At 42.5% G+C, this 21848-nt stretch carries 17 protein-coding genes; 10 read left to right on the top strand and 7 right to left on the bottom strand.

Going from position 1 to position 21848, the window contains the following annotated elements:
• Positions 1–9 precede the first annotated feature (9 nt).
• Complete coding sequence (locus tag PHU20_RS05820; RefSeq protein WP_274824400.1) at positions 10–1380, top strand: pyridoxal phosphate-dependent decarboxylase family protein; 1371 nt, start codon at positions 10–12, stop codon at positions 1378–1380.
• A 6-nt stretch (positions 1381–1386) separates the two neighbouring features.
• Here the strand turns inward: PHU20_RS05820 and PHU20_RS05815 are convergent, their stop codons facing one another.
• Complete coding sequence (locus PHU20_RS05815; RefSeq protein WP_274824399.1) at positions 1387–1938, bottom strand: pyridoxamine 5'-phosphate oxidase family protein; 552 nt, start codon at positions 1936–1938, stop codon at positions 1387–1389.
• Between the two features lie 315 nt (positions 1939–2253).
• Entirely contained in the window at positions 2254–2634 is a 381-nt protein-coding gene (locus tag PHU20_RS05810; protein WP_274824398.1) for a hypothetical protein, read from the bottom strand.
• A gap of 375 nt (positions 2635–3009) precedes the next feature.
• Here PHU20_RS05810 and guaA point away from each other — a divergent pair, with 375 nt between their 5' ends.
• The 7 genes from guaA to yidC all read left to right on the top strand — a co-directional run bounded on the left by guaA (position 3010) and on the right by yidC (position 11634).
• Entirely contained in the window at positions 3010–4542 is a 1533-nt protein-coding gene (gene guaA / locus PHU20_RS05805; protein ID WP_274824397.1) for a glutamine-hydrolyzing GMP synthase, read from the top strand.
• Between the two features lie 2 nt (positions 4543–4544).
• Positions 4545–6740: a PBP1 and LysM peptidoglycan-binding domain-containing protein gene (locus PHU20_RS05800; RefSeq protein ID WP_274824396.1), complete on the top strand. Its 2196-nt coding sequence runs from the start codon at positions 4545–4547 to the stop codon at positions 6738–6740.
• Between the two features lies 1 nt (position 6741).
• Positions 6742–7146, top strand: coding sequence for an OsmC family protein (locus PHU20_RS05795; protein ID WP_274824395.1), 405 nt, complete (start codon positions 6742–6744; stop codon positions 7144–7146).
• Positions 7134–7661, top strand: coding sequence for a DUF922 domain-containing protein (locus tag PHU20_RS05790; protein ID WP_274824394.1), 528 nt, complete (start codon positions 7134–7136; stop codon positions 7659–7661). The genes PHU20_RS05795 and PHU20_RS05790 overlap by 13 nt, the downstream gene beginning before the upstream one ends.
• Positions 7662–7729: 68 nt before the next feature.
• Positions 7730–7963 (top strand): DUF3820 family protein, encoded by a 234-nt coding sequence (locus PHU20_RS05785; RefSeq protein WP_274824467.1) that lies wholly within the window; start codon positions 7730–7732, stop codon positions 7961–7963.
• Positions 7964–8026: 63 nt separating this feature from the next.
• On the top strand, positions 8027–9664 hold the full coding sequence (locus PHU20_RS05780) for a CTP synthase (protein ID WP_274824393.1): 1638 nt from the start codon (positions 8027–8029) through the stop codon (positions 9662–9664).
• A 110-nt stretch (positions 9665–9774) separates the two neighbouring features.
• Positions 9775–11634: a membrane protein insertase YidC gene (gene yidC / locus PHU20_RS05775; RefSeq protein ID WP_274824392.1), complete on the top strand. Its 1860-nt coding sequence runs from the start codon at positions 9775–9777 to the stop codon at positions 11632–11634.
• Between the two features lie 524 nt (positions 11635–12158).
• On the opposite strand, the gene PHU20_RS05770 is transcribed toward yidC, so the two are convergent.
• On the bottom strand, positions 12159–14063 hold the full coding sequence (locus tag PHU20_RS05770; RefSeq protein WP_274824391.1) for a fasciclin domain-containing protein: 1905 nt from the start codon (positions 14061–14063) through the stop codon (positions 12159–12161).
• A 200-nt stretch (positions 14064–14263) separates the two neighbouring features.
• Between PHU20_RS05770 and mnmA the strand changes: the two genes are divergently transcribed.
• Both mnmA and PHU20_RS05760 read left to right on the top strand, forming a co-directional pair.
• The gene (gene mnmA, locus PHU20_RS05765) at positions 14264–15454 is read left to right on the top strand and encodes a tRNA 2-thiouridine(34) synthase MnmA (RefSeq protein WP_274824390.1); all 1191 of its coding nucleotides are present in this window, start codon (positions 14264–14266) and stop codon (positions 15452–15454) included.
• A 52-nt stretch (positions 15455–15506) separates the two neighbouring features.
• Complete coding sequence (locus tag PHU20_RS05760; RefSeq protein ID WP_274824389.1) at positions 15507–16448, top strand: NAD(P)H-dependent flavin oxidoreductase; 942 nt, start codon at positions 15507–15509, stop codon at positions 16446–16448.
• A 326-nt stretch (positions 16449–16774) separates the two neighbouring features.
• Here PHU20_RS05760 and PHU20_RS05755 read toward each other — a convergent pair whose 3' ends face one another.
• The 4 genes from PHU20_RS05755 to mddA form a co-directional block, all read right to left on the bottom strand.
• Entirely contained in the window at positions 16775–18967 is a 2193-nt protein-coding gene (locus PHU20_RS05755) for a M28 family metallopeptidase (RefSeq protein ID WP_274824388.1), read from the bottom strand.
• A 499-nt stretch (positions 18968–19466) separates the two neighbouring features.
• On the bottom strand, positions 19467–19901 hold the full coding sequence (locus tag PHU20_RS05750) for a pyridoxal-dependent decarboxylase (protein ID WP_274824387.1): 435 nt from the start codon (positions 19899–19901) through the stop codon (positions 19467–19469).
• Positions 19902–20153: 252 nt separating this feature from the next.
• Positions 20154–20531 (bottom strand): cupin domain-containing protein, encoded by a 378-nt coding sequence (locus tag PHU20_RS05745; RefSeq protein ID WP_274824386.1) that lies wholly within the window; start codon positions 20529–20531, stop codon positions 20154–20156.
• Positions 20532–20953: 422 nt separating this feature from the next.
• Positions 20954–21688 (bottom strand): methanethiol S-methyltransferase, encoded by a 735-nt coding sequence (gene mddA / locus PHU20_RS05740; RefSeq protein ID WP_274824385.1) that lies wholly within the window; start codon positions 21686–21688, stop codon positions 20954–20956.
• Positions 21689–21848: the final 160 nt, after the last annotated feature.

Here is a 21848-nt window from a genome sequence, read left to right as displayed (position 1 = left end):
TTTGATTTAATGCACAACATAGATATTGAAGTAGTGGAAATGACCTTGGATGTCATGAAATACGCCATTAGTCGAATCACCCATTCCTCACCGGAGTTGGGAAAACCTAAAAGTGAGGAGGATCTTCGCGAATTGGTGGGCGAGACCATAACTCCCGAAGGAATAGGAGGTGAAAGTGCCTTTGGTCTCTTTAAGGACGTATTGGTAAAGGCTACCGTGCCCATAGATCACCCCAGGCATTTGGCCTTTGTTCCGGCATCGCCTACTAGGGCTGCGATCATGTTCGACTTGGTAACCTCGGCTTCCAGTATCCATGGAGCCTATTGGATGGAAGGTGCAGGGGGCATATTTTGTGAGAATGAGGCCATGAAATGGCTGGTATCCCTTACAGGGTTGCCAAAAGGGGCATTCGGTGTATTTACCAGTGGAGGTACGGCGGCCAACCTGTCCGCGATGGTGACGGCCCGGGAAAATTGGAGAAAGAATCCGGAAAACCGCAATGTAAAGGCGTTGGTCATTACCTCGGAAGGTGCCCATTCCTCTATTAAATCGATGGCAAAAGTCATCGATGCCGATGTACTTTTGGTAGAGACTGAGGATTTGATGACCGCTGACATGTTGAAAGCGAAAATTGCCGGTTTGGATCCCGCTCAGCGCAAAAGGTTATTTGCTGTCGTCGCAACAGGAGGTACTACAAATGCGGGAATTATTGATGACCTTGAAGGGGTGGCCGAAGTTTGTGCCCAGGAAGAATTATGGTTTCATGTTGATGCAGCGTATGGAGGGGGTGCTTTGGCATCGGATTCGGCGCGGCATTTGTTCAAAGGAATCGAAAAGGCCGATAGTATTACGATAGATCCGCATAAATGGCTTTTTTCCCCTTACGATTGTGGGGCAGTGATATATAAGAATCCGGAATTGGCGAAAGAAGCCCATGAGCAAGAAGGTTCTTATTTGGATATCTTTAAAGATGAAGGGGCCAGGGGGTTCAATCCTTCCGATTATCAAATTCAACTTACACGACGGGTGCGGGGACTGCCTTTATGGTTTTCCTTGGCAATGCACGGGACCGATAAATATAAATGGGCCGTGGAAGAGGGAATAAAATTGGCGAATTTGGCCGGGGAGCTTATCGCCGACCATGACGATTTGGAATTGGTGAGGGAACCTAGTCTCTCATGTGTGCTTTTTAGGCGTAAAGGGTGGTCGCCTGATGACTATAGGTCATGGACCTATAAAAACCATGAGGAAGGATTTGCATTGGTGACGCCAACGAAATGGAAAACCCAAGGTACATCGGAAACCGTGGCAAGGTTTTGTTTTATCAATCCGCATACGACCATAGAGGATATTGTCGCGATTTTGCAATCCATGGAATAAAAAGGATTAAGGAACCAAATATTCACTAGACCATTCTTTTTGGTTTTGGTCTTGCTTGAAATATTTGATTTTTTTATGCCCTTCAGGATTAAGTTGCAATCGTTCTATGCGAAAAGGTTCAATATCCACGATGGAAAAGTAATCCCCTTCTTTTAAATATTCCACGGAGTCCGGATGTGTAATCGATGTTCCCGGAGCCTCGGTAGTAAGGTAGTCCTTTCGGGATTCGTCATCGATCATTTCCCAGGTTTTTTGAATTTGGAACTGGTCCGAATTTATGGTGGCCATCGCTTCGATACGTAATTGTAAGAGTTTTCCCGGATGGTAGAACAAAAGACTGACCCTGGGATTTTCTTTTATATGAAGGACTTTTTTCGAACGTTTATCCGTGAAAAAGGTCAATTTGAGATCCTTGGACACATTTCTAAGGGCCACTAACCGCAAACGGGCGAATTTATCTACCCCCAACGTGGCTATGGTGAAATAATGGAAGGGATGTTTCTTATCCTTGGCTCCTTTTTCCAATTCCGTTAGTATTTCCTCAAAATCGACCTTCATGGGTGTATGATTGTTTTCGTACTCATAAAGATAAAAAAAGACCCTGTAAAAACCCCCATAATAATCGAATTCTTAGGGTGCAATGAGCGGATTTCAAGGGTTTTGAACGAATTCCGTTGCGGGCGGGAAATTTTTTTTGAAAAAAAAGGTAGGGTTTTTAGGGCGTGTGTTGTTCTATACCCAAATAGCTATGAGTTGAAAATTTAAATTGCAATCAATTCGTTCATGTGTTTAGGTTGATTTTTGATTAAGAAAAAGCCTCGATGTAGGGTCGAGGCTTTAATTTTAAATAGGTCGTATGAATGGGATATTGATTTATAGCCATTTGGAAAAGAAGTCCATGATTTCTTCCTTAAAATCGTAATGTAATTTGATGTAATGTTTTAAGTCTTCGTATAACGAACGTTTTTCGTAGTGTAGCTGACCGTCTATGTTTATGTATTGGTCGGCACTATGTAGATTTCCCAATTTAGAGCGACAACGATGTAATAATTTGTTTATGGCATCCCGTTCCAGTAAAATCCTGTTCTGAAATCCTTCCAGCTCTAACGAAGAGGTGTCGATATCTTCCCTGCCCGCGATTTCTTCCAGCTTTTTTTGAAACAAGTCCATCTCGGACAAATGGAATTTCAATTCCCTTTTCCAAATCTCCAAGTTGAATTTAAGGTCGCTTGAATATACTGCTTCTGTCTGCATATTATTTAGTTTTATAGTTATAACTAATTTGTCTTCTTCCCGACTTGGCAGAATTCCTTAACAAGCATCTTGTGCCTTGCACCGATTTCAATTCAAATACATTGGATACTAAACCATTAAGGTGTATTGCCAAAGGATGATGTGTATATAAAGATAAGGGATTTTAGGTAAAATTCCTTGTGTCTGAAAAGGAATTATCAGGGTTTTTCCGAATTTTCCCGAATCCATATTCATTACTTTTACCATGGTGCTTTTACGGTTAAATCTTGATGTTTGGGTTGTGGTCCCGTACGATCTGTTTATAAGTTTTGAAATTCTTGAATAAATATCCGCCCAAGACCCTTTCTTAAAATTTGCATTTTATTATTTTTGCCCATGCAAAATAACGTCCTAATACTCGATTTTGGTTCCCAGTATACACAACTCATCGCTAGGAGGGTTAGGGAACTCAATATATTCTGTGAAATCAAACCGTACAATAAATTACCTAAAGATCTGTCGATTTATAAGGCTGTGATCCTATCCGGTTCACCGTTTTCAGTGCGATCCGAAGAAGCACCGCACCCTGATCTTTCCCAAATCAAAGGAAAGATCCCCTTGCTGGGGGTGTGTTACGGTGCCCAGTACTTGGCCCATTTTAATGGCGGAAAGGTAGAGCCTTCCAATACGAGGGAGTATGGTCGGGCCCGGTTAACGAACATCAAAGGGGATGAACCCTTCTTTTATGGGATCATAGGTGGCTCCCAAGTTTGGATGAGCCATAGCGATACCATCCAGGAATTGCCGAAGAACGCCGTGGTCCTTGCGAATACCATAGATGTGAAAAACGCCGCATTCAGGATTGAAGGGGAAGATACCTATGCCATCCAGTTTCACCCGGAAGTTTACCATACAAGTCAGGGTAAAATAATATTGCAGAACTTCCTTGTGCATATTGCGGGATTGGAGCAAACCTGGACCCCGGATGCCTTTGCGGAAAGGACGATTTCTGAATTAAAGGAAAAGATCGGTGATGATAGGGTGATCCTGGGATTGTCTGGGGGTGTGGATTCGACCGTTGCTGCCGTATTATTGAACAAAGCCATTGGAAAAAACCTTTATTGTATTTTCGTGAACAATGGATTGTTGCGTAAAAACGAATTCCAGGAAGTATTGGATCAATATGAGAATATGGGGCTTAATGTCAAAGGGGTGGATGCTTCGGCACGCTTTTTGGATGCATTGGCCGGAGAGAGTGATCCCGAGAAAAAACGAAAGATCATCGGAAAGGTCTTTATCGATGTTTTTGATGATGAAGCGCATTTGGTCAAAGATGCCAAATGGTTGGCACAGGGTACGATATATCCCGATGTCATTGAGTCCGTTTCAGTGACAGGAGGGCCTTCGGCAACAATTAAGAGCCATCACAATGTTGGTGGATTGCCGGATTATATGAAATTGAAAGTGGTAGAGCCGCTAAAAATGCTGTTTAAGGACGAAGTTCGTAGAGTAGGGGCAAGTTTAAAGATCACCGGTGAACGTTTGGGCCGGCATCCATTCCCGGGTCCAGGACTGGCCATTAGGATTTTGGGCGATGTCACCCGTGAAAAAGTGGTCATTTTACAGGAAGTTGATGCCATTTTCATTGATGGTTTGAGGGAATGGGGCCTTTATGATAAGATTTGGCAGGCCGGAGCCATGCTTTTACCCGTAAATAGTGTAGGGGTAATGGGCGATGAACGAACCTATGAAAAATGTGTGGCTTTACGGGCCGTTGAAAGTACTGATGGGATGACTGCCGATTGGGTGGATTTACCCTATGAGTTTTTGCAAAAAATCTCTAATGAGATAATAAATAAAGTTCCGGGAGTGAACAGAGTGGTTTATGATATAAGTTCAAAACCCCCGGCTACCATAGAATGGGAATAGTTATGAATCAGTTTTTCAAGAATAGTATTGTATTGCTTCTTTTTATCTTTTTGGGAGGATCGGCAATGGCTCAAAAATTTACCACACATGCGGTGAAAAAAGGGGAGACATTGGAGGGTATTTCCAAGCAATACGAAGTTAGTCCGAACACGATCCTTACCTATAATAAGGAAATAAAACGGGGTGAGGCTATTAAAGAGAATACTATTTTGGTGATTCCGATAGCGGCAGGGGTTCCCGGGGATACCGTACGACCTCAAGGGGAAAAACCGGTTGCCCTTTTTGAAAAAGCGGAACCGGTACAGGAAAAACCCATGGGTTTTACCGTTCATAAAGTTAGAAAACGGGAAACCCTCTACGGAATTTCCCAGCGTTATCATATTACCGAGGATGACTTAAAGCGATACAATTCCGAATTGTACTCTTCCCAACTCAAAAAAGGGATGCGGCTTAAAATACCCAAGTATAAAAGGGTGGATCCCGAGGAGGGTTCAACTTTTAATGAGGAGGATTTTGAAATATATACCGTTGCTCCAAAAGAGACACGATGGAGTATTGCCAATAAGTTTGGTATTACCATAGATAGTATGGTGGTGTTGAATCCCGGACTTTCCAAGACTACGGATTATTTGGCCAGTGGTCAGGAGTTGAGGATGCCTAAGCTTCCCGGAAGTACGATCGAAGATCAGGAAACACAGTTGTTCCAGTCCTATACCGTTCCTCCAAAGATGAATTTTTACCGTTTGGAAAAACAGTTCAATGTAAAATCGGACGAAATCGTTCGATTGAATCCTGAAATAGCGGAACGGGGAGGATTAAAGGAGGGAATGGTCATCCGAATTCCGGTGCAGAAGATCGACCCGGGGGAAGTCAATACCGATAATTATATCTTTTACGAGGTAAAACCAAAACAGACCGAATTTTCCTTGACCCGTAAATTAGGGGTTACCTATAAAGAGCTTTTGGCGTTGAACCCGGATTTAAAAGAAGGGCTAAAAGCCGGGATGGTATTGAAATTGCCCAAGGACCATACAGGTAATTTTGAAGTTCGGAATTCTTTGGTTCTCGATAAAATCGACCTGTTGGACAGTATCAATACCTTAAACCGTCCGAAATTGATGTTCCTGTTGCCCTTTCGTTTGGATCGTCTGGATTTAAAGGATAAGGAAGGGGTAAAGGAAACCATTGAAGGCAGAAATAGTCTAAAGTATAGCTTGGGGCTGTATTCAGGGGCCTTAATGGCCATTGATTCCGTAGCGAAGTTGGGTGTTTCGGTCGATGTAAAAACCTTTGACAATCAATTGGATCTTGCAAAGACCAAAGAGATACTGCTCAAGGAGAACCTGGCCGACGTAAGTGCGATCGTGGGGCCATTGGATCTTCCTTCCCTGAAGGAAGTTGCTGTCCGGGCTTCGACCTATAATGTTCCCGTAATTGCCCCAATACCCGCCAATAGCGATCTGAGTTTGGGTAATGTGTATTTTTCGTATACCTCTGATGAGGTTTTACGTGAAAGGATGTTGTCGTTCGTAGAAGAAAAGTTAACGAATGAGAACATCATCATCATCGCCGATGAAAAAAGTAAAGAGGCCAAGGCCTTGATTTTACGAAAATTCCCTAACGCGAAAGTACTCGGGGTCATAGAGGAAAAAGAAAATATTGGGATCAATAGGGATAAATTGGCATCCTTGTTGTCGGAAGAAGTCGAAAATTGGGTATTTGTGGAAACCGAGAACTTTAAATTGACCTCCAGTGTGGTTTCCATCTTAAATGCTTTTGAGGGCTCTTTCCTGGATTCGGAAACGAGTGAGGAAAAGGTCAAAGTACGTATGTTCACGACGAACAAGAACAAGGCGTTCGACAATGATATTATTTCCAGTACCCATTTATCGAACCTTCATTTCACTTATCCTTCGGTACATCGTGAAGTGGAAAACAATGCTTTTGTAAAGAGTTATTCGAAACGTTTTGGTGATGTTCCGGATCGGTACGCGGTAAGAGGTTTTGATTTAACCTATGACCTACTTTTGAAACTGGCCTATAAAAACGATTTAATGGATGTTTCCAAAATTATCGGGGAAACGGAGTATACCGGGAATAAATTTTCTTACGAAAAGGATTTAAACTCCGGATATTTTAACCAAGCCTCCTATATTATGGCTATCGATAGCCTAAGGGTAATCCAAGCAAATAAATAGTATGACCTCAAAAGTAACCTATACGGGAAATCTAAGGACAATTTGTGAGCACGAACGATCTGGAGATGCTTTTATTACCGATGCGCCCGTTGATAACAATGGGTTGGGAGCGGCTTTTTCACCCACCGATACCGTTGCGACGGGTTTGGCCAGTTGCATGATCACCATGATGGGGATCAAAGCGCGGGATTTGGAAATCGATTTGGGCGATACTACGGCTGAGGTAACCAAACATATGGCAACCGACCCCCGAAGGATCGGTAAAATCGAAGTGGAATTAAAATTGCCTTCAACGCTATCCGACAAGCATCGCAAAATTTTGGAAAATACGGCCAGAACCTGTCCGGTACTTTACAGCCTGAATCCTGAAATTGAGAAAGTGATTTCCTTCAATTGGGTGCTTTAAAGTATATTTTACCGTTGTTCCTTGTGGGTATGGGCTTAGGTCATGCCCAGGAAGACCCTGAAATCGCATGGAGCCCAGATCATCGCCTATCCTGGGATGACTTTAAAGGTCGGGCCCCGCAAAATGACAGGGCGGCAGCAGTTACGGCAAGCGGAATATCCTACGGGTTTTCCACCTCCTATACCAGCGGTAAATTAAATGTCGATTTTAAGGTCTCGGCGTATTTTTATCCCGATAAATCGTGGTACCGCCCCCATTTATGCGATTCAACGATTCTAAGCCATGAACAACTCCATTTTGATATTTCCGAACTCTATGCCCGTAAATTGGGCGCTTGTTTGGCCCAAAGCACGTTTACCCAAAATATAAAGCAAGAAGTTAAAACGATCTATCGTGAAATCCTGAAGGAACTGGAAGCGTATCAAGGTCAATACGATAGGGAAACCGATTTTTCGAGGGATAAGGTGCAACAGGCCTTATGGAACACCCGCATAAAGGAAGCATTGCAAAATTGAGGGGTATTGGTACCGGTATCCTAAGAAAATACTTTAAATTCGATATCCACTTTAGAAAATATTAAATGATGGAGGCTGGCCCCGATTATAAGCAACTTATTGAATTGGCCCATTATAAAATGCCTATGGGAAAGTTCAAAAACCGTTATTTGGTAGACCTGCCAGAGCCTTATTTGGTGTGGTTTCAACAAAAAGGTTTTCCTGAAGGAAAGCTAGGGATTCTGTTGCGATCGATGCTGGAGATAAAAATCAATGGTTTAGAACCCCTTATCCGTAAAATTCAAAAAGAATTTCCCCGCTAATACCTTCGATTTCTTAATGCAATTTGTATTTTTGCCTGCGTTACGAACACAATCGAACGCTTCATGTCACAAACCAAATATATTTTTGTAACCGGTGGGGTTTCTTCTTCCCTAGGGAAAGGGATTATCGCCGCATCCTTGGCAAAATTACTTCAAGCACGGGGTTACAAAACGACCATCCAGAAATTGGATCCTTATATCAATGTAGATCCCGGAACTTTAAATCCCTATGAGCACGGGGAATGTTATGTTACGGATGACGGGGCGGAGACCGATTTGGACTTGGGCCATTACGAACGTTTTCTCAATGTCAAGACGTCCCAGGCCAATAATGTGACTACAGGTAGGATTTACCAAAGTGTTATCGATAAAGAACGTCGTGGTGAGTTTTTGGGGAAGACGGTCCAGGTTGTACCGCATATTACCAATGAAATCAAGGAAAGGGTTCAAATATTGGGTAAAAGTGGGGAATATGATATCGTAATTACCGAAATCGGGGGAACCGTAGGTGATATAGAGTCATTGCCCTATATAGAAGCCGTACGCCAATTACTTTGGGAATTGGGGGATAATAATGCCATTGTGATCCACCTGACATTGATACCGTATCTTTCGGCCGCAGGGGAATTGAAGACCAAGCCGACCCAGCATTCCGTTAAGACCTTGATGGAGAGTGGGATTAAGGCCGATATTCTGGTCTGTAGGACCGAACATGAGATTTCAGACGAAATAAAGAACAAATTGGCACTGTTTTGCAATGTGAGACGGGAAGCCGTGATTCAATCCATTGATGCATCCACCATTTACGATGTTCCAAAACTGATGCAACAGGAAGGACTTGATACCGTGACGTTGAAAAAGTTGGCTTTGTCCGATACAACGGTACCGGATTTAAAATATTGGGACGAGTTTTTACACCGTCATAAAAACCCCAAACATGAAGTGACGATCGGTTTGGTCGGTAAGTATGTGGAGTTACAGGATTCGTATAAATCCATTTTGGAATCTTTTATACATGCCGGGGCGGTCAATGAAGTACGCGTCAATGTGCGTTTCATCCATTCGGAACATATTATGAAAAAAAGCCTGGACAAAACATTGGACGGGCTCGACGGTATCTTGGTTGCACCAGGATTCGGCGAACGTGGAATCGAAGGAAAGATAGAAGCCGTACGCTATGCACGTGAAAACAAAATTCCGTTCTTGGGCATCTGTTTGGGTATGCAAATGGCGGTGATCGAGTTCGCGCGCAATGTACTCGGACTTACCAAGGCTAGTTCTACCGAAATGGACGGTAGTACCCCCGATCCCGTTATCAGTTTAATGGAAGAGCAAAAGAACATCACCAATATGGGAGGGACCATGCGTTTAGGGGCTTGGGACTGCCATTTGAAAGAGGGTAGTTTGGTACAACAAGTGTATAAGGGGGCTACCGATATTTCAGAAAGACATCGGCACCGATATGAGTTCAATAATAAATATAAGGAACGATTGGAAAAAGCCGGACTGATCACCTCGGGAATCAATAAAGATACCGGATTGGTGGAAATTGTAGAGCTCGGGGACCATCCTTGGTTTATTGGGGTTCAATACCATCCGGAGTATAAAAGTACCGTGGCAAATCCACATCCTTTATTTGTCGGACTTGTAAAAGCGGCACTGAACCACAAAAAGGAACAAAGTAATGCCAGTATGGCATAATCTACTTATTTGGGCATATATTTGCAGACTGATAAATTTTTTGGGCTCTTGGGAATATAGAAAGTTGGGCCGAAAATTTAATGCAGTACTTAATATTGATAAATAATTAAATGGAAGAAAAGAAGTTAGATATTAATTCTATAATAGGATTTGTTCTGATTTTTGGGATACTTATTTTTATGTTTTACCAAAACAGACCTACTCCAGAAGAACTTGAAGCGGAGAAAGCCGCACAAGAACAGGTGGAGGCCCAAGCCAAGGAAGAAACACCATCAATAACGGAAGAGGAAAGCTCGAATGTCATTGATCTTCAGGATTCTACGGCGATTGCGAATTATAAAGGGGCCATAGGTGCATTTGGTTTTACTACCCCGACAGAAGGTGTTACCACATTGGAGAATGAACTGGTTACCCTTAAGATCGACAATAAAGGAGGTCAGATTATCGAAGCCAAAATGAGGGATTTTGTAACCTATGACTCCGTACCGGTGTATTTGGTAAAGGATGGTAACGCTTCTTTTGGTTTGGATTTTACCACATCAGATAACCGGGTCCTCAACACCAAGGATCTTTATTTTGAACCCGCTATGGGTAAAAATGGGGAAAACCAAGTCCTTTCCATGAAAGCCAAAGTGGCACCCGATAAATTTTTGGAATTCCGGTACGAAATGAAGCCCGATGATTATCTGGTCGACTTTACGATCCGCTCCCAAGGCTTGAGTGGAGTTATCAATAGCAGTAAGCCGGTTCAATTGGAATGGAAATTAAAAGGGATACGCCATTCAAAAAGTATCCAATATGAAAATAGGTATACACGATTGACTTATAACCATGAAGATGGTAAAATAAGTAAGCTTTCTGAAGGTAGTGATGATGAGGAAACCGAAGAGGATGTGAAATGGTTATCGTACCGGCAACATTTCTTCAGTTCGATCCTGGCTACCAAAGAGAATTTCAAAACCGCCGAATTGTCTTCCAAGAATTTGGTAGAGGAAGAAAGTAGGACCTTTGGTTTTACAAAGGTTTACGAATCCAAGGTACCTTTGGAGTTGAAAGGGGGCGAAATTTCACAAAACATGCACTGGTTTTACGGTCCTACCGATGTTGACGTGCTCGAGCATTATAAGGATTTGGGCCTTGCGGATTCGATTCCTTTCGGTTGGGGTATTTTCGGTTGGATCAATAGATATGTGTTCACCCCATTCTATACCTTTTTAAGTACGTACTTCCCTTATGGGATTGCCATTGTGATCATGACGATTTTGGTTCGTTTGGCCATGTCACCGGTCACCTATAAGTCCTATCTGTCCCAAGCCAAAATGAAGGTCTTGAAACCGGAGATTACGGAGTTGGGTGAGAAGTACAAGGATAATGCCATGAAAAAGCAGCAAGAGACCATGAAGCTATACAACAAAGCAGGGGTCAGTCCCATGAGTGGTTGTGTGCCCGCATTTTTACAGATGCCCATATTCTATGCTTTGTTCATGTTTTTCCCTACATCTTTCGCATTGCGCCAAAAATCATTCCTATGGGCAGATGACCTTTCTTCATTTGATGCCATTTATCAGTTCCCGGAAGGTTTTTCAATTCCTTTTTACGGGGATCATGTTAGTTTATTCCCGATTTTGGCCTCTATCGCCATCTTCTTTTATATGATGATGACCACTGGGCAGAATATGCCGCAGCAGCCAGGAATGCCCAATATGAAATTCATTATGTACTTAATGCCTTTCATGATGCTGTTCTTCTTTAATAACTACGCCAGTGGTTTAAGTTTGTACTATTTTGTATCGAACTTGATTACCATAGGAATCATGTTGGTGATTAAGAAATTCATCTTGGATGATGAAAAGATCCATGCCCAAATCCAGGAGAACAAACAGAAGCCTAAGAAAGAGAATAAATTTCAGCGTAGGATGCGCGAAATGATGGAGCAGGCCGAAGAGCAGAAAAAGACAGGTAAGCGATAGGTGTCTTAGACGTAATAGATCGGATTGCTGATTTTGGTTTCCGATGAATACCAAATGGATATAAAACAAAAAGCCCTGACATGAAGTCGGGGCTTTTAGCATTAGCTTGGTTTAGTTTGGTAAGATTTGGGATTATAAAGATGGGGGATCATAGTGAATTACCGAATTAAAAGTTGTAAAGTATGGGGTTTTGTATGCTAACGGGGCGTGTAATGTAGTTAGCGCGTCAGTTCGTTCCTGAATAAAGGATTGGGACTATAAAAAAACTCCCAAGTCCAAATCTGAAACAGCTTCAGATTTTAATCATGGAAGTTTAAATAACCCATTCATCGATCACATAATAGAATACCTTAAGATGTCGGTCAAAAGCCATTATAGCCCATATTCGAAAAGGTATTGGCCTCCTTCTTTCGGTTATTTTTTTCTCGTTTCCCTTGCGGTCTTCCTGCTTCCGGATGTTCAGGTATTGCATGCATACAAAAAAGGAAAAGCCGATAAAGACGACTTTTCCTATTTAAGTTAAATTAATTCGTGGTATCCGGTATCATTACTTGGTTCAAAACGTGGATCACACCGTTGTTGGCTTGTACGTCCACTGCGATAATGCCAATTCCGGTAGTTCCCGATCCATCGGTTACATCGGCTATATTCGTACCGGTTCCAGGAAGTGTTATCGTCATACTATCACCCTCCAACGTTGTGGCCATTGTATCGCCCTCCTGGGTTAAATCGGTGGAACGGACATTGGCTCCGGCCACTACATGATGCAATAACACTTGGGTCAAGACATCTTCTTCCGGAATGGAGGCCAAGGCGGCAAAGGCATCATTTGTGGGTGCGAAAACCGTGAAATCGGGATTTATCCCGTCGGTGTTTCCTCCTTCCGAACGCGATAGGATTCCGGCGAAATCCGTTTCAGGTGTCAATTCTGTCAATGCGGTCACCAAAGTGCTGAATGTGGGATCGGCAACGGCGAACGTCACGATGGTCGGTAGGTCAATTACGGCATCTACGGCATGTATGACCCCATTGGTCGCTACGATATCGGCGGCAGCAACCATACTGCCTCCATTAAGGGTAACCCCATCATCGGTATTGATATACATACTTAGGGCATCACCATCGGAATTCGTGGCGGCCGTGGTTACATAGGAATTGGTCAAGCTGGCAGAGAATGCCGCGGTACCAACGATTACATGGTTCGATAATATGGCATCCAATGCATTGGAATTAGGATTGGTAAATGCGGTAAAGGCTGTATTAACAGGTGCAAATACCGTAAAATCAGTAGTACTGTCTGACAATAAATCGGTAAAGGTGGTATTCCCCTCAGCAGTCAAGGCACCTACTAATTCGGTCAAATCCGAATTCGCCACCGCATGGTCAACGATATTGGGTAAACCGATTACGGCATCCACGATATGTACCACTCCGTTCAAGGCTTTGACATCAGCCGTTGAGACCGAGGATACTCCGTTTAGGGTAACGCCACTGGAAAGATCCACCAACATACTCAAATTGTTACCATCTACCCCTGCCGTGGATAAGGTGGAAATATAACCTGCCGTTAAATCAGTGGAGAAATTCGCCCCGCTGATAACATGGTTTAAAAGTACTTGCGTCAATACGTCTACCGGCACATCACTTAAACTAGCAAATCCATTATCGGATAAAAAGGTTTCAAAAGCATCATCTGTCGGTGCAAAAACCGTAAACGGTCCGTCGCCTGCCAAAACCGTAGGAAGGTCACCATCAGCCGCTTGAAGGGCCGCAACCAGATTGCTCAAAGTTGGGGTGGCAATCGCCAAATCGGTAATGGAATAAAGTAGTACATCGGCCAAGGCATCAATGGCTGCCTGTGGTAAAAGAACCTTATCTATTAAATGGATCACGCCATTATTGGTTTCCACATCGGCTAAAGTAACTTGCGCGGATTCCCCTGCTGCATCGGTAAAATATACCCCACCGGTCAAACTGACCATTAAATCCTCACCCTGAACCGTAGTAATGACCTGACCTTCGGAAAGGTCTCCCGAGGTAACTGAGGCACCTGCAACCACGTGATAGGTTAAAATAGTAGCCAGAAGATCCTGTAATTGTTCGTCGTTGAAATCATCAAGCGAGTCAAAACCGTCCAAACGTTCCAATAAATCGGTAAAGGCATCGTTGGTAGGGGCTAAAACCGTAAAATCGGTGGTTTCATCACTAAGCGTTGAAATTAAATCATTTGACGAACTTTCATCGGCCTTTGCCAAGGCAGAAACTAAAATGCTTACACTTTCCGTAGCTTGGGCCGTTTCCACAATGTTCAATTCAATCATGTCGGGATCGTCATTGTGATCAACACCATTGTCATCATCATCGGAACAGGCCAGTACAAATGTTGCCAATAGCAACAGCATAAATCGATTTAAGAATTTTGTTTTCATTTCTAGTAGATTTTAAAGGTTAAAAATTGTTTTGTTTAGGAAATGCAATAAAAGATTAAACAATTATACGAAAGATTACTTCTTGTTTAACTATAATTAGAAAAAGTTTAACAAAAATAAATGGGATCAATGGGATGGTGATGCCCAACTATGCCATCCCATAACCTAATTTTGTATTTTTGTACTCTTTTTAAAAAAATATGGACAAAGTAGTTATAGGACTTTCGGGAGGCGTTGATTCGAGTGTGGCCGCATATCTATTGAAAGAACAGGGATATGATGTCATAGGCCTTTTTATGAAAAATTGGCACGATGATTCCGTGACCATTTCAGAAGAATGTCCTTGGTTGGAAGATAGTAATGATGCCATGATCGTTGCCGATAAATTGGGAATTCCGTTCCAAACGGTAGATTTGAGTGAGGAGTACAAGGAACGTATCGTGGATTATATGTTCGATGAATACGAAAAAGGGCGGACCCCAAACCCTGATGTATTGTGTAATCGCGAAATAAAGTTCGATGTGTTTATGAAGATCGCGATCGAATTGGGGGCCGATTATGTTGCGACAGGGCATTACTGTCGTAAAGATTCCTTCATGGATGGGAATGGAAAGGAAACCTTTCGGCTTTTGTCGGGTATTGATGGGAATAAGGACCAATCCTATTTTTTATGCCAACTTTCCCAAGAACAGTTGTCTAGAACACTATTTCCGATCGGGGAACTCACAAAACCGGAAGTTCGACGCATCGCTGCGGACAATGACTTGATCACGGCCGATAAAAAAGATTCCCAAGGGCTTTGCTTTATCGGTAAGGTAAGGTTGCCCGAATTTCTTCAGCAGAAATTAAAGCCCAAAAAGGGGGTGATCGTTGAAGTCGATGCATCGGCGGGGCCTTATATGGAAAGGATTCCGGAGTTTACGAAAAAGGAAGATGAATTGGCGTTTTATTCAAAAAAGCCTATTTATTCGGCTAAAGACGGTAAGACCGTTGGGGAACACCAAGGAGCGCATTATTTTACCAAAGGCCAACGAAAAGGTTTGGATGTTGGGGGCACTAAAGAGCCATTGTATGTCATAGAAACCGATGTGGATGCGAATATCATCTATACCGGTCAAGGAAAATCACATCCGGGATTATATCGTAGGACCTTGTTCGTTACCAATGATGAGTTGCATTGGATACGTACGGATTTAGCTTTACAGGAAGGGGAAACCATGGAGGTTATGGCAAGGATACGCTATCGACAACCTTTGCAAAAAGCAACCTTATATAAGGTCGGGAATGGACTTTATGTGGATTTTGATGAAAAACAATCGGCCATTACCGAGGGACAATTCGTGGCTTGGTATGATGGGGATGAGTTGATCGGCTCAGGGGTTATTTCTTAATTGATCATTTCCTTTCGAACCTAATCGGGAGGTGCTAATATACCCAGTTATAATGAAAAACAGAATTACCGAACTTTTCGGGATTGAATATCCCATTATACAAGCAGGAATGGTTTGGGCCAGCGGTTGGCGCTTGGCTTCCGCAGTTTCGAATGCAGGTGGTTTGGGACTGATCGGGGCCGGGAGCATGTATCCCGATGTTTTACGGGAACATATTCAAAAATGCCAAAAAGCAACTGATCGCCCTTTTGGGGTAAATATTCCCATGTTGTATCCCAATATTGATGAGCTAATGGAGCTCATTATTGATATGGGGGTCAAAATCGTCTTTACCGCTGCTGGTAATCCCAAAACATGGACAGGGCATTTAAAATCCCATGGCATAACTGTGGTGCATGTGGTCAGTAGTGTCAAATTTGCACTAAAGGCCCAAGAGGCGGGGGTAGATGCTATTGTGGCCGAAGGATTTGAAGCGGGTGGTCATAATGGACGCGACGAGACCACTACCCTCGTACTGATTCCTGCAGTTAAGGAAAAAATCGATATTCCCGTAATCGCTGCAGGTGGCATTGCCACCGGAAAGGCTATGTTGGCCAGCATGGTGTTGGGTGCGGAAGGGGTGCAAATCGGGAGTCGATTTGTAGCCAGTTGCGAAGCATCTTCCCATGAATTGTTCAAACAGAAAGTGGTTGAAGCCGGGGAAGGGGATACCCAATTGACCCTTAAAGAATTGACACCGGTTCGATTGATCAAGAACAAGTTCTACCACGATGTACAGGAAGCCTACGGAAAGGGTGCGGACAAAGAACAGTTGAAAGAACTTTTGGGTAGGGCACGGGCCAAAAAAGGGATGTTTGAGGGGGATATGGAAGAGGGGGAACTTGAAATCGGTCAGGTATCCGCTTTAATACATGATATAAAACCGGCCGCCGAGATCGTTTCCGAAATTGTAGCCGAATTTGAAGCCGCAAAAAAGAAGGTAAGCCAATTATAAATCGAATGCTTGGGTCTGTAAGGGATTTTTAATATTCCTTTCAATGCGATCAATAGCTTCTTATCTTCTTCTTCGGTACCCAAAGACGCCGCTTATTTATTTAGCCTAATCGGCCCGTTCAGGGTCAAGGTTGAATTGGTTATAGGGAATACTAGGCAAAAGACCCCTAAAATTGAAAACAACGAGCCTATTGGGAACATACTTTTGAACCTATATAAACGAAATCGATCGCGTTTGTCGATTTTACTTCTTCAACTGTAATGCATAAGGGCAATTACCGTAACCCGTGGTTTGAACACTTCATTCAATACGTTCAGGGCATTGGGCTAATTTAAGGGGCTCATTTTTTGAATATAGGTATTGAAGGCATTAAAGGTGTCGGCCAACTTATTGATCTGTTCCTGGGCTTCCGTCCAATTTTTTTGTTCTATCGCCTCCCGTACACCCGGTAAGGTCTTTACCCCATAACCGGTATAAAAACCAGGGGCATATATTTGGTGTTTGTACCAACCCCTTCTAGGTAATCCTTCTTCTGAGGTAAGGACATGCTCTGCGAGCATCAGTTTATTGTTGAGGTCATCGCGTTTGGCAGCTGATAATTTGGAAATATCGATTTTAGAAAAAGCAGCTATACTTGTTTCCATGGCCGCCATCGCATTCTGCAAGGGAGCGAAATTCAAATAAGGTATTTCTTCTTCTTTGACCGGTTTTTTAAATGGTTTTCTAGGGTCGGCAGCCAGCTCATATATATTTTCATCGACCATTTTATTGTGTTTTTCAACTTCTCTTCGCATGGTTTCGCTGGTATTTATAACCTCCTGCAAATAGGTCGAAACCGTTTGGTGCCATTGTTCATATTCAAAGGGTAATACATCGGCATTGGCCAGTCGTAGGGATATTCGACCTGCGGTATTGGCAAGGGCGACCCCATAAGCGAACTCGGGATCTTTGAATCTTTTATAATGGGGATAAGTATCATAAATGGTATGGTACTCTCCCCCTGCATTTTCACCGCCAAACCCCAAATTCAAGGCTGCAATTCCGGCATGTTGGATAAACGGGGTATAGTCCGAACCCGATCCCAAAGCATAAAGACCAAAGTCCTTTTCACCTCCATTGACCCTGTTCAAGGCACTTTTCCTTTCTTTCACCGAAACGCCTTTTTGCGGATCTATTACGGTTCCGGCCACCTCACTTACCATAGCCTGAAGGGAATGGGAGCCCCCGGCACCCAAAAATCCACGGCCATTGCCATCGGTATTGATATAAGCGACTACCTTTTGTTGTAACTCTGCCTTATGGTCTTCTACCCATTCGGTAGAACCTATAAGTCCGGGTTCTTCGGCATCCCATGCGCAATAGATTAAGGTGCGCTTGGGCTTATGGCCTTTTTTTGCCAATTCCCCAACCGCCCGGGCTTCTTCCATAAGGGCCACCATACCGCTGATAGGGTCGTTGGCTCCATGTACCCAAGCATCATGGTGGTTGCCACGCATAACCCACTGGTCAGGAAAATCGGTGCCTTTCATGGTGGCAATAACATTGTGGGCGGGTTTTAGTTGCCAGTCAAATTCCAATTTCAGATGTACTTTGGCAGGTCCCGGACCGATATGATAGGTAATAGGTAATCCACCTTTCCAAGAATTCGGTACCACTTGGCCGTCCAATGCCTGTAGTAAAGGTTGGGCATCTTCATTAGAAATAGGTAATACCGGTATTTTTGTGATGGTTGGGGCATCTTCGCGATTTAAGCGCTTGGCGTCTTTTGTTGCCCCGTAGCCCGGTGTCAACACATCCCCTGGATATGTTGGCATATCCATTACGGAACCACGTTGCACGCCAGTTTTGTTTTTAAATGCGCCTTTTGGATATACATCGCCACGAACATATCCATCATCTTTAGGGTCTGAGTAAATCAAACAACCGATGGCACCATGTTCTGCGGCCAATTTAGGTTTTATGCCCCGCCACGATCCGGCATATTTGGCAATAACGATCTTCCCTTCGACAGAAATGCCCAATTTGTCCAATTCCTCATAGTCTGCAGGAATGCCATAATTCACAAACACCAATTCAGCTTCTACGTCCCCATCGGTCGAAAAGGCATTATAGCTGGGTAGTAGGGCATCTCCCTGAGCGGTGAATTCATCGCCATCAACAGGTACGGCAGTCAATTTTGCCGTATAGGTTGTGGGCGCGGTCATTTCCACAACCCTTATTTTTGGATAGGGGAACAGCACATGGTAAGTTTCGATTTTGGCATCATATCCCCAGGATTTGAATTGTTTTTGTATCCACTCGGCATTCTTGCGTCCAAACTCGGTACCTACCCAATGGGGTTGGGCCGACATTTTCTGCATCCATTCATCTAAGTTTTTAGGGTTGAGCTTGGATTCGAATGACTTTTCGAGCTCTAGTTGTTTTTTGGTGTTCTCGGAAGTGAATCCGATGATATTCGTCTGTGCGGCAACCGCACCCGTAATTACGGTAAACAATAAGGTAAAGAAATATCGGGTCATGGTGGGTTATTTTAATGATTTCAAGATACCGAATTTTCCATTTTCAATCGTCGGTTTATGGATTGGAATCAGTCCTTTTTTTATAGAATTGTCGAAAAACAAAAATCTCTTATGGTTCGCATTGAGGTTGTGAAAAATACACAGGTTAAGTTGGGAATTCTGCAGCGTGCGAATTTCCTTTGAAGCATAAATAGAAGCAAAAACACTTGTGTAGCCTACTTTATGAAAAGGAATCGTGTCTGAAGGTGATTTTTTAATGGATTCATGAAAGGAATGTTTTTACTTCCGATCTATATGGTCATTCTAATTTCATACAATTAAGAATATGTCTGGTCGAGCGCAGTCGAGACCTACTGAAATTTATGGTTGATGATTGACTTCTCGACTGTGTTCGAGGAGACATGGGCCAAATATTAAACAATGGATATGATTTTCTAATTTATATATTTGGACTCACCCTTTTTTAATATCATTTTCAATGGTTTGCCCTAGAATGGCATTATTTATTTGATGCATCAGTGGGAATCCAACGAATTTGTTTGGATCCATGGTCAAATAATATGGCTGCTTTTTCTATACAAGTATGGGTAGTTTTAGAGCAATAGGCAATTAGTTTTGAATTGGAGCCAAGGAGTCCATCTTCATTTAGGGTTTTAGAAGCCTTAGCGGTCCTCGCGACCAGAAAAGCGTTAAAGTTGGCCATATAGCCCCCACTGACCAAAATGCCCCCATAACTCGGTGATACCCCAATGAACTGGGCCAACCATTTTACGGTTTGTTTCTCTATTTCAGTGGCCATAGGACTTAAAATCTGGGCACCTAGGTTTTGGTTTACCGCGGCTGCAAGCATATCCGCCAGGATACCTATAGGGGCAGGTGAGGAGGTAATATAACCCAGAAACTTCGGATGACCGTTAAACAAGGAATGATCCAATAATAATTCAGTTGATCGGGTTACTATTTCTTGAGCCGTTTTTCAGTGCTTGGGAAATTAGGAATCCCCTAATACATTAAGATTTTGCAAAGGGGATTCCCCTCTAGTAACCGGATATTCGTCAATATTATCCATAAATCCAGCTTAGGCATCTACTAATTGATATCCCAATTTTTTGAATTCCTCTCTTTCGATTTCTATAGGTGTTTCCCCTTTTTTTCTCATAAAATACTCGTTAATGGATTGTTATTCTTACTTCGTCATTTCAGCCATTCTTTTTCCCACATTGGCGAGTACTTCGTTGAGCTCCTTTGTGGGACTGAATTCAAGTAATTTCAGATCTTCCTTTACAATGGCGGTATGGCCGGCGGGCCAGTAGTAAACATCACCTTTGGTTACCAATTCTTCTTTTCCGTCATCGTAAATAATCAGCATTTTTCCTTCTATGACATAACCCCAATGCGGACAATGGCATAGGTCTTTGATCAATCCTTTTAACAGGGGTGTAAAATCGGTCCCTGCCGGTAGTTCGTTGTACCCTATGGTTATGCCTCCGCAATCGGATTGTGCGCGCATGTGTAAATTTCCGTCCTGCATCGTTGTTGGAAGGTCTTCTTTTTTGATTTTCATGATTATGATTTTTAAGTTAAACATTCATAACAGCGATTGCTGTTATTTCCAGCATGCGGTAATGTGGGGATAGGGAAGCGTAATGGTCAATATTTAAACTGCACTTTTGGTAATGGACACTTTTAATAGCATAAATTGTTGTTATTCACTTTTATATACGATTGTCACAATTTTAATGTTCTTCCCTAAGAATCACCTCCACTATGTATGCAATTACTTGCGGTATTTAGTAAGATCGTGGGGTGTTGATGCAGTGTTTGATAATAAATAAGCTGTTAAAAAACAGATAGTTATCGCTGTAATGTAACATTTTTAATCCGAATAAATCAGTAATCTGTATGTCAGGGAACAATTCACGTTCGATCTGTCATTGATTACGTATAGTCAGCAAATAAATGGTTTTCCTGTTGTATGTTTTTTAGCTATGCTTTGGCCTTCATAAATGGTACGATCATAGGTACCTTTTTTTGATATTCTTCATATTCTTTGCCAATTATCTTTTTCAAATCCTTTTCTTCCAAAAATTTGACCGCTATCAAAATATATGCAGTAGTGACTACTGTGAACAACAAATGCCCAAGTGACATTGTCGGTGTTGCCCAAAAAGCGATAATAAAGCCTAACATAATCGGATGTCTTACGATTTTATAGAACCACTTCGTCTGGAATTTTGGATACGTCAATTTTTGATCCTTGAAATTCTCATAGATCTGGGTAAGTCCAAAAAGCTCAAAATGGCTTATCATAAAGGTGGAAAGGAATACCACCAGCCAACCCAAAAAGAAAACTACGGTCAATAGCAAGGCTATTGTACCATCCGTTTCCCAGACTATTGTGGTCATGGGTTGCCATTTCCAGTAAATAAGTAAAAGTGCAAGGCTCGATAATAGAATATAAGTACTTCTCTCAATAGCCGGATTGATAAACCGTTTGATCCATTTTTTAAAAGCAGGTCGAGCCATAACACTATGTTGTAGGGCGAATATGCTAAGAAGTCCAATGTTAATTAAAATAGATTGCAGTAAGGGCCCCTCAACGCCCGAATCAATGGATTTTGGGACCACTAAATTGCCGACAAAACCAATGGCATATATGAATGCGATTAAAAAAATAACATAGGCGACAATCCCGTAAAGGATAACAAGAATTTTTTTCATGATTTTAGGTTTTAGATTGTTGAAATAAATGGTTATGCCTTTTAAAAGGCTTGGGTTGGGTGGCTAGGAGGAGATTGTGGCCCAACTGATTATTTTGCTTATACAATACTAGTTTAATACTAAAGAACAGTCATTCACCATTCATGCAACTTCTAGGAGT

It is taken from the genome of Maribacter polysaccharolyticus (assembly GCF_028882255.1).
Taxonomy (GTDB): Bacteria; Bacteroidota; Bacteroidia; order Flavobacteriales; family Flavobacteriaceae; genus Maribacter_A; species Maribacter_A polysaccharolyticus.
This window is presented reverse-complemented; position numbering and strand designations above follow the sequence as displayed.